A 10311-nucleotide genomic window follows, 5' to 3' on the forward strand; every position below is an offset into this window, starting at 1 on the left:
TTTCCAAAATTAGTTCCTCCACCACCTGCCAACAAAGTTGTCAAAGCGTTTATACCTGCATTGACTAAAATGTTACTGTCAATTTCTTTTCTTTCAAACGCCTTTCCAAGTTTTACGTCTTCATCATTAGCAAATTTTTCCAATAACCAAGTCGCTTTCCAATTGCCCTTTTCTCTTAATCCTTTATCCATATTATTATTTTACCTTTTTTAATGATTCGTTGTAAGCCTTGTCTTTGGCTTCCTCTACTTCAACAGCCTCGACTCGCTGTTTAATTTCATCAACTCCCTCCAAAAACTTTTGCGCAACGCTCAACTTCACTTGGCAGTAAGCATTGGCGAAAGGATTGAAGATTGATACCATTTTTTCTTCGCTCATATTTGTAAACTTAAATTAATTATTATATCAACTGGGGCAGAACGAAAGGAGAACTACCCCAGTCGTCAACCTTATTTTCTCGCTGATCGCTTTCGGGGTCGTAGCATTCTGTCCACTGGCGCTTTCGTAATTTCTCTGTCCTCTATCCTTTCTTCTTTCTTCGGCTTCATTTGCTCGGCTATTCTCATTTGCTCCGATTTGCTACATTCCTTAACACAATTCTTTTTTGTTAGTGTGTCAAATTGCTCCGGAGTTAATTCGACAACACTTCCTTTCTCTTGCAAAGTTCCTCCAAGATAGAACTTGCTAATGACTATTGCTTTTGTCATAGTTTTTATATTAAAAAATTAATTAATACACCCCTTTTTTCTTAGCAACTCCTTATCTTCTAAAGCTACATCGACCTCGTTCCCCTCACCGTATAGCTTCCCTTTATAGTAGAACTTTGTCTTTGCAACAAACTTTGTTAAAAAATTCACTTTATCTAATCTGCTTGATTTTTTCTCTCTTTGAAATTTCATTTTCGGCAATTTCTTTCCCCACATTTTTTCCGCAAGTTCTTCCATTTTTCCAGCGTAGTTGAATCTTCCCTCACTCTTGCTTAGAAAATGTATCATTGGATTTTCTACATATCCGAATGTCATTCCCATTTCATTTGCCCGTAAAAATAAATCTCTATCCTCGCACCCGTTTTTAAATATCTCATTCAGTCCTCCCAGTTTTTCCCACGCCTTGCGCTTGACTTTAAAACAATATCCTGACGGCACATCTACATCTACCAAATACGCGGACAAAAATGCTTTCATATTATTCTCTCGATTGTGTCCTATCCCGTAAAATGTATTTCTTAATTCTGGAATGAACTGCGCTACTCCCGTAATATCCGAATCGTCCTCAACCATTGCCTTTAAAACATCTTCTATCGGCTCTGTATCATCGTTTAGAAATATAATGTTATCAGTCGTTGCTATCCTTGCGCCCTTATTGCAATTCTCGGCGAATGTTCCGCCGGAAACAATTATTATGTTAAAATTCCTATTCGATATTCTTTCTAGGCAACCCCACAAATATTTATGCTGATCGTGGTGTGGGATAACTATATCCGCTATCTTAATTTTCAAATGTTTTTCAAATAATTCTTTTTTAGCGTCTTGATGGTTTTTTCCCATTGAAATTCCGTGCGGTCTGTTTTTTGTTTTGAATAAAATCTTATCCACAAATACTGGCTTGAATCCCGCCCGTGTAATTCTTATCCATAAATCCCAGTCATTAAATCTATCTCGCTTTTCGTCAAATACTGGATTGACTTCCGCCCGTATCAATGACATTGTGCTAATTCCGCAAAACCATTCTAGGTATGCCTCGCTCCATTTATCTTCCGGAATAGCGCCTTTGTTTTTATTGAACTCAACACTATCAATAGTGAATCTTCCAAACGCCCAGCTCGCTTCCTTATTTTCTTTTAGCGCCTTGTATAAATTTTCTATGCAGTCTTTTTCTAGCGCCAAGTCATTGTCGCAAAAAAATATGAACTTTCCTTTCGCTTTTTTATATCCTGTATTCCTAGCCCAACTTGCACCTTTCCCGTCTTTATCTATCACTTCTATTATTTGCAAATTCTTATAGGTTTGTTTTTTCAAATAAGGTAAGGTTTCGTTTTTTTCTCCTGCCCTATTTGGAATTATTACAGAAATTAATTCTTTCATATGCTTTTGCGACGGGGCGAGTGTTTTTCAACTCGCCCCAGCCCCCTAAATTAAGTTATTTAGTTTTACTTAGTAGGCGGACGGAACATCAAGAATAACAGCAGCTTGCTTCATCGCCATATCGCCGTCAACTCTCTTGACCAAACGAATGGTAATTTCGTCGTATCTGAATCTATCGTGAATCGAAGCGTCAACGGTAATGCCCTCTCTATCTCCAATGTAATACCAGCTGAAATCAACGAATGCCAAATCTCCTTTATCTCCCAAGTCAGAACATTTTTCAGTTTCAATGAACGGCTTACCTTTCAAAGTAACGGCAGCCTCGGACTTCAAAGATTCTGATAGCAAAGGACGTTTGTCGGTTGTGCTTACAGTCAATCCGTCAATGTATTGGATAGCGCCAGTGCTACCAATCCATACAGCTTTCTTTCTGAATACAGGTTTCAAAGCATAGAACATATCGTTAATGTCTTTGCCTGAAATCTGATCGGCTACTTCTCGGTTTATAACAGCGATATCTCCGTCAACCAAAATTCCGTTCGGGTGAGCTCCACCAACACCAGTCAAAAATTCCTGATCCTCGAAATATGCAGCAGCTCTTCCGAAAATATTGACAACATAGTTCGCAAAGTCAATATTGCTGTCTGACAAAATTTCTCTCGATTCGGTTGTGAGCATAAGCATCTTTTTGGCAGTCAAGGAAATCTGAGTAAGTGTGAATTTCTTATCCGTAGTCGTTTCAGATTCTCCAACCCAAGAAACAACAACACCACCAAACTGACTCGCTGATTGGTCAAGTTTTCCACTCTTCCAAACATCGGACTTCATTTTGATAATGGTCGCTCTAGGTCTTACGATTGCTTCTTCTTCGATATAACTCAAAATAGAAGCTTCCAATTCTACCGGAACAGTATAACCTCCGTCTGCATCAGTCGTTTCGTTAAAAGCAGCTTTGTCAATAGTTCCTCCCATTAAAAGAGTCTTGAAGTTATCGCAAAACTTTTCCATTTCACTTCCCAACTGAACGAAAGGAGCTTTCACTCTTTCAACTTTCATTATAGATTTTTCTCCAATTTCCTTTATGTCCTTGATAATTTTTTCGTCGCCTTTAGTTTCTTCCTTGACGATAGATTTTATCTCTTCCATTTTTTTGGAAACAGCATCGCCAACGGAAGCACCAATGGCTTCGAGTTGTTCTTTTGTAAATTCCATACTAATAAATCTTAATTATTAAATCCCCTACTTCTTCCTCAAATTTAGCAATAGCGATTCTATTGCCTTGTTCGCAATTTTCGCAAGTGTCGCAGAGTCCAGCTCGGGAGCTTTTTCTGCCTCGGTAGCTTTTGTTCGACCTTGTTCTGCATTTACTCCGGACTTGTCGTCAGCTGATTCATTAGTAGCTTCCAACAAATCATTTAGTGGAGTTAGCGCAGCTTCCATAGCCCCGATTGCACTAGATATTAAATCACGATTTTTCTTACTCAATACTTTTCCTGCTTTTACTTCAATGTCTTTCTTAAATTTTTCTAATTCGCTTTTTGTGAAAATAACTTTTTCTTCTTCCTCTCCGTCTTTTTTTTCTTCTTCAATTTTATCATTCTTTATATTTTTCTGCAAATCTAATATCGACTTCATAACCAATCCGCACTTCATTTGCTTCGCCCCAGTCAATAATGCCTCTGCGTATGCCGGAACATTTACCCAACTTACTTCCAATAATTCCTGTTTCAAAAAGTCCACTCCGCTATCATTGAATTTATAATCCAATGGTCTGAACCCAACTGAAAATGCTCTAAGAAATCCATTTTCGGCAAGGGTCTTAATCTCTTGCGCAAAAGGTGTCGGCGCAAACTCGCCTTTCATTTTCAATTCCTTTCCCTCTACCCAAGTCTTTGTAGCCCGTCCGATTGTCGGGGTGTAGTGATCGTGCGCCCAAAGTATAACTGGATTTTTGTTGAACGCTTTGAGTTCCCAACCAGCAGGGTCAATGGTATCTCCGTATCTATCCGTCTTAATACCAGAAATGACGGCTTCAAAAGTTCCGTCTTCATTTACCCCTTTAAAAACTATTTCCCCTAGCCCAAAATATTTCTCTTCGATTTTCATATTCTTAAATTAAAATAATTATTTAATTACTGGCAGGACTGTGCACCTGCAGTTGATTATATTTCCAGCACTTCCCTCAGGGTCGCCCGGATAAGAGAGTTCTTCCCCGTCAACCTTAAACTTCTTGTCTAAGTCCACTTTCTGCCCGTCAGCCCCAGCGTGGGAGGCTCTGCACTTACTGTCGAGGGTTGCCAACCATTCTTTTTGGTCAACTACTCCGCTTTGTTCGTAGCCGAATGTAGAACCTGCATTATTGGCTGATAGCACTTCCGTTCTTGCAATAGTTTTAGAACTGCTTAAAATTCTCAATTCGTAAACTTGCACCACTCGCTTCGCCAAATCTTTTATACTCTCTCCCTCTAGCACTCCCTCGGCTAAAGTATTTTTAACTTTGTCAATAGTTGTTTCGTTGACTTCTTCCGCAAATTTCGTGGACTTCATTTTAATAAATTCTGCGGTAGTCGGGTCGCTTATATCGAAATCTTTTTTGATAGATTTTTCGCCAACCTGCGCCATAGCATTTTCCCCAGCCTCTTTCACAATATCCGTAATCACTGGCGTGGCTCTCTTTACAAATATTTTAACCTCTTTTTCAAAATTAAGCAATTCCAAATCACTGCCCTTGACAGATTTTCCAAGTCCTGATTTTTTCAAAGCCTCTAGCGCTCTCTCTCTTTGTTCCTCGAAAAGTTTTTGCACTATGCTTTTAAATTTCTTTTCCCAACCAGTAATGCTTTTATCAAATTCGTGCCACAAAACTTCTCTTTGCTCTTGCGTATATTTTTCTTTGTCCTCGACTTTCTTTTCTGCATTTTCAACTGCAATCTTTTTTATAGTTTTGACAACTTCAATAGTAATCTGGTTTATCAAACTCTCTCTAAGCCTCAAAGTTTTTCTACCGCGCATTGCCCGTTTGTAAATAGCTTTCAGTTTTATTTCTTTCTTCTTATCATAAAAATCTTTAGCTTTCACATCTCCGCCAATTTTCATAACCGCAACACTTCCCATTTTAACAATAGATTTTTCGTCGCCAGAAGTTGGCGCAACATCAGAACCCATTGGCATTAAATTCAAAGCCTGATAAATATAATCTCCCCCGTCTATCGGGTCATAGCCCTCTTCCATTCTGATCTCATTCGTAGTCAACCATTTGTTGTGCGCCTTTGTGTAGTGGTCGTCTTTCGCAGCATCGTCGTCAGGTGTCGGGTCTAAACTCATTAACAATAAATCTTCTCCAAATTCAGGAACTAATCTCACATTCAAAACATCTGTTATTTTTTCCATTTTCGGTCTGATAGTTTCCGAAAGGAAAACATACAGCCCAGCATCAGCATTGGCTCTGCTCACATCGTCCGTAATTGCCATAACCGCTTTGCTTGTTCCGAGTGCCATTAAAATATCGTCCCGATTTGCAATTCGCATATTTGCAAAATCCATATCTTTCTGATTGACAGATACTTGTTTGTAATCGAGCCCGTGCGAAAGAACTGCAACACGACTGGCATTTTCCCAGCCTCCGTATTTTCTAACCCAATTATTTTTAATTTCTTCTCTATCGTCTTTTCCAATTTTTGATTGTGTAGTCAATACAGCATCTGGTCTAGCTGAATTGTAAAAAAATCTTGTGTTCCATTTTTTGGCATACACGTCTGACCTTATTGTTTCCATTACGGACTGAACTGCGCCGTAGCCGTAATAATCTGAAAGAGGGTCAGGCTCTTTGAAGTGAATAACATCTTCGGCTGGAAATCTTTGTTCCTTTCCACCGTTTGTGAATTTGTAATACGCAATACTCCCGTCAGCAGCCGGAACTATTTTTGTCAAGTCTGGTCGCATTAGCCAAAGTTCGATAACTTTCCCTACTCCATTTCTTGCCTTATACCAATAGCACTGCCCAAGCAGTGATAAATAAATAGAAGTAATTTCTTGAAGTTGTGATCCTGTCATTATTGGATTTGGATTTGATAACAGGTCATAAATTTCGTGCTGTTCCAATTCTTTCGCTTTTAATCCTCTGAGTTGATATAACTCAAATTCTATCGTGGACATTTTCTCCCCGATTTTTTTCGTGCAAGAGTGAACCAATGAACTGGCTCTAAAACTTTCCAAGTAATCTTTTGTCTGTGGAGCTGGAACTTCTATGCCGGAAATAAACGAACTCCCAAGCAATAACTTTTCTTTAAAACCCTGTAAGAGTTTTTGTAGTATTCCCATATTTTTTTGATATCGCTTAACCCCTAGACAATTATTGATATCTATATTTTACTAATTATTTCAAATATCGTCAATGTTATCTTCCTCATCGTCGTCGCCAATGACTTCGACTGTCGGTCTTTTTTCTTCCGCAAATGTCAAACTCCCTGCATCAATAACATCTGGACTGGTAGAACCCAACCTTGTCAGTTGCGCTCTTGCTCTTTTCATCATATCGTCTTTCGGCTCAATTTTAAATCTGCTTCCGCTATCTACTTTCCATTTTATTTCGTAAAGGACTAGCCAATGTTCTGCCTCCTCTAATTTTCCACCTTGCAAAATCCACTGCCTAAAATTGAAAAATAGCTCACTTCGCAAATTACTCCACCTGTTCTTATCACTGGCGCTCTCTCCAAGCCCCACAGCGACCACTGGTATGCTCAACTCTACGCATCTGTCCGTAACGCCCCCACCAACTCCCGTGTCGTCTATGAAGCTCACATCAGCCTCAGCATCTTTTATTTCTCGCACGTTTGTCATTGTGTCATTGCTCTTGTTTTTTCCGTGAAGCCACATATATTTATCGTCCCTGCCAACATAGGCATTGTAATTTCCACCTCGCCCAATATCCGCTCCCAGTCTAAACCTGCCATATAAAAAGTCCGGAAGAATTTTTACCATTGCCTTTCTGATCTGCGGAAGTGTCAATAATCTTCTGTATCCTTTTTCGTCAATTTCATTCGGCGCTGGAAATTTGCATTCGTATAAAACATCGAACATCGGCTTTCCTATTGCCTCGTCAATAAATTCCTGAGTGTAGCGCCCCTCTCTTAATGCTTGTTGGTAGTCAATAAAAATTTGCAAATAAAATGGATTGTATGTCGATTTGTAAAAATGCTCGTATGGCGGATTGCTGTAAAAAGGATTCCCGATTTTAATATAACAAGCCAGTATTCCTTTTCCTGAAATCATACGGAATATTGTCGCTTCTATTTCGTCCGGAATTAAACAAGCCTCATCTATTATTACAATGTCTGCGCCCTCGCCCATTGCGCTCTCAATTCCTTTCTTTGAATTTCCTGCCTGAGCTGACACTGTGTAAATTCCCCCGTTATTTCTTAAAATAATTCTGTCCTTGCTTTCCTCTTGTCGCAGTCTTTCCAGTTTCGTATTCGCTTCCAGTTCTTTATAAAAAAGAGGACTATCCCCAAGATGTTCCAAATAATATCGCATTATCAATTTTGTTTTCGGATTTGTCGGCGCCAATACCGCCACTCTCTTTCCTTGTAAACAAGTTATGACTATACAAGCCAGTGCTACTGTCAATGATTTTCCATACTGAGTGCAACTAACAATGTTTATTCTATTCCAAGGTCTAAAACATATTGCATAAAATATTTCCAGTTGACCCTCCGTCAACGCCTCGCTTCCTTTCTTTCCGTCAACCGTAAATAAATCAGCTAGTTTTTTTGCCCTTGCTAGTTCCTCGTTTTGGATTTTTAATTCTGTTAGCAATTCGTGTAGTGTTTCCATTGTCTTCAAAAATACTATTTACTTTTTCCTCAAGCTCTTGCATCATTCTGTCGTCTTTAATATCTACGGGTTGTGTTGCTCTTCCAAGTGTTCTATCAAGAATTTCCTTTGACGCTCCGAGCCTTACATTTCCCTGATAAACTTTGTTCAATAAATTTACTTGCGTCATAGCAGCACTGCTTGTTGCATTTTCCAAAATACGCTTTCCCTCTTCCAAACTTTCCTCCGCAGCCAATTCGTAATAAGCGTTGTAGTGTTCATTCAATCTCCCGTCTTTGTAAATAAGCTGTCTTAAAACAACATCACTAAATTTTTTTCCTCTAAAACCTTTTCTCAATCTGTCTGCAATTTCTTCGTATTTGTAGCCAAGAGTTTTTAATTTTATAAATTCAATTTCCCAAAGTTTCAAACCTTTGCTAATTTCCTCCCAGCGTTCTTTTTTGTTATTTTTCGTTGTACTCATATTTTTAAAATAAATATTGTTTTTCTATCTTTTTTAAATCAATGTATTTGTTTATAAAAGCATACGCATTTTTTGCAATAGCCAGTCTTTCCTTTTCGTGTTCACTATAATATTTAATCTTTTTAGCCAAATCAATTATGTTTCCTCTTTCTGCAACTATAACACATTCTTTTGGAATTTTGCTATTTTTTATCATAGTGTCCCAAACAATAGCAACGCAACCAAAATACATTCCCTCTAGTGTAGTCCGATTAAAATGACCGTAATACTTTTCGCTTAATCCCGTTAGGTCAAACGACATCTTTGCCCTCTTTAATATTTTTGGGATATCGTCATACCCAACAAATCCCATAATGTCAACGCAACCATTTCCTTTTTTATTTGAAACAAAATCATTCCGTATAAATTCTTTTACATCTTTCCTTTTTGAAAAATTGTAATACTCTCTTCCAACTCCATAAAACTCATAATTGTATTCTTGCAGTCTAGTCGCTTCCAAGGCGTGTTTTATTCCTTTCCAACCCCTCCATTGATTTGTCCAAACTATCAAATTTTCTTTTTCATCTTCATTCAATCCCCTGTCTTTGAAATAAAAAGGTTGTAATAATTCTTCTGCTTTTATTTTTTTCTTTTCTAGTAGGAATTTTCTTATAGTTCCATTGTTTGCAATAAATTTATCAACATAGGGAATCATATCGTCAAATTCTCTGTAATAATCGTTCCAATAAATATCGCTTACTGTAACTATTTTTTTAGGCTTCGTCCTATACAATAATCTCCATAAGTTGTTTTCTGATCCGTGCGGACAAGGGTGTGTGAATATAATATAATCATACCCGTCCAATATTCTCATTGTTTCCTTTATCTTGTCGACGTGTATGCTCAATTCTCCACATTCTATTTTAAAATTCTTTCCCTTGCCTATTATTTTTGGCTCTTTAATTTTGAAATTCTTTTTTGCATCAAAAATTTTGAAAGTGTGGCAAGTATGCCCTAGTCCTTTCAATAAATTGTTAGTGGAACAAGCCCTTGTAGCTATTCCGCCTATCTGGCTCAAATTGAAAACTACTATTGCAATTTTCATAATTTCCTAAAAGCAGCAAAGGATTTTTTCTCATATTCTATCTTGATATTGCTAATCCCGTGCTTACCTCTGTCAATCATTATTTGTGATACTAATTCCACCATTCCCTCGTATTGTTTGTGTTCGGGAGAATGTGAATATCCAGCGCTCCAATCTTCGATTATGTACCAGCCTCCACTCTTGACGTATTTCCACAAAGCGCTGAATGTATTTAGTGTCAAATCTTTCCTATGGCTTCCGTCGTCAATGATAATGTCGAACTCTCCAAATTCTTTTCCAATTTCCTGCATAGTAGCTACTTCTTTTTGGTCAACCTCTCTGAATGTAATTCTTTCCTTTTCCGCCAAATCTTCCGCTTCCTCTGTAAAATGAATATCCGCTCCCACAATTTTTCCTTTTGGAAAAAACTTTTGCGCCCACTCGATTGATCCGCCTTTCAAAACTCCCACCTCCAAATACTTAATTTCCTTATCCCTCAAATCTGCAAACATTTCTTCGTAGCGCTTTAATAGTCCGCCCTCCAATTTGTCCGTCCAATGTTTTAGTTCCATAGTTTTTTTTAAATGTTTAATTTTTATTCTCCTTGCTATTTCTTTTTCAAATTCCTCAATATTATCGCAATAATAATCAAATATTTCAACCTTGCTATACTCCCTGTGCCAAATGAATGTGAGCATATCCTTTTCCTCTTCTATAAAAATCCCCAAAAATGATCTGCCCGGAGCAACCTCTATTTTTATTTTTCTATCGAGTTTCATTTTATTAATTTGAAAAACAAAATCACTATACGTTTTAATCCCGTGTCAACTTCTAATGCTTTTTGCAAATCCTCCAAAGCCTCAACGCAT

General features: G+C 37.9%; 11 protein-coding genes. All 11 read right to left on the reverse strand.

Going from position 1 to position 10311, the window contains the following annotated elements:
- Nucleotides 1–191: hypothetical protein (locus WC906_04215; protein ID MFA5777618.1), on the reverse strand; the 191-nt coding region annotated here is incomplete at its 3' end.
- 4 nt (nt 192–195) lie between these two features.
- Nucleotides 196–378: a hypothetical protein gene (locus tag WC906_04220; GenBank protein MFA5777619.1), complete on the reverse strand. Its 183-nt coding sequence runs from the start codon at nt 376–378 to the stop codon at nt 196–198.
- 71 nt (nt 379–449) lie between these two features.
- A complete protein-coding gene (locus tag WC906_04225) occupies nt 450–707 on the reverse strand; it encodes a hypothetical protein (GenBank protein MFA5777620.1) in 258 nt (85 codons plus the stop codon).
- A gap of 18 nt (nt 708–725) precedes the next feature.
- Nucleotides 726–2084, reverse strand: a complete 1359-nt coding sequence (locus WC906_04230; GenBank protein MFA5777621.1) for a glycosyltransferase family 2 protein — start codon at nt 2082–2084, stop codon at nt 726–728.
- A gap of 69 nt (nt 2085–2153) precedes the next feature.
- Nucleotides 2154–3296, reverse strand: coding sequence for a phage major capsid protein (locus tag WC906_04235; GenBank protein MFA5777622.1), 1143 nt, complete (start codon nt 3294–3296; stop codon nt 2154–2156).
- A gap of 27 nt (nt 3297–3323) precedes the next feature.
- Entirely contained in the window at nt 3324–4190 is an 867-nt protein-coding gene (locus WC906_04240) for an HK97 family phage prohead protease (protein ID MFA5777623.1), read from the reverse strand.
- An 18-nt stretch (nt 4191–4208) separates the two neighbouring features.
- Nucleotides 4209–6404 (reverse strand): phage portal protein, encoded by a 2196-nt coding sequence (locus WC906_04245; protein ID MFA5777624.1) that lies wholly within the window; start codon nt 6402–6404, stop codon nt 4209–4211.
- Between the two features lie 60 nt (nt 6405–6464).
- Nucleotides 6465–7916 carry a hypothetical protein gene (locus tag WC906_04250; protein MFA5777625.1) on the reverse strand — a complete coding sequence of 484 codons (1452 nt, stop codon included), beginning with the start codon at nt 7914–7916 and terminating at the stop codon, nt 6465–6467.
- Entirely contained in the window at nt 7840–8379 is a 540-nt protein-coding gene (locus tag WC906_04255) for a hypothetical protein (GenBank protein ID MFA5777626.1), read from the reverse strand. The genes WC906_04250 and WC906_04255 overlap by 77 nt, the downstream gene beginning before the upstream one ends.
- A gap of 4 nt (nt 8380–8383) precedes the next feature.
- Nucleotides 8384–9463 (reverse strand): glycosyltransferase, encoded by a 1080-nt coding sequence (locus tag WC906_04260; protein MFA5777627.1) that lies wholly within the window; start codon nt 9461–9463, stop codon nt 8384–8386.
- The gene (locus tag WC906_04265) at nt 9460–10221 is read right to left on the reverse strand and encodes a class I SAM-dependent methyltransferase (protein MFA5777628.1); all 762 of its coding nucleotides are present in this window, start codon (nt 10219–10221) and stop codon (nt 9460–9462) included. Before WC906_04265 ends, WC906_04260 begins: the two co-directional genes overlap by 4 nt.
- Nucleotides 10222–10311 lie beyond the last annotated feature (90 nt).

It is taken from the genome of Parcubacteria group bacterium, from assembly GCA_041657845.1.
Classification (GTDB): domain Bacteria; phylum Patescibacteriota; class Minisyncoccia; order Moranbacterales; family JAKLHP01; genus JAKLHP01.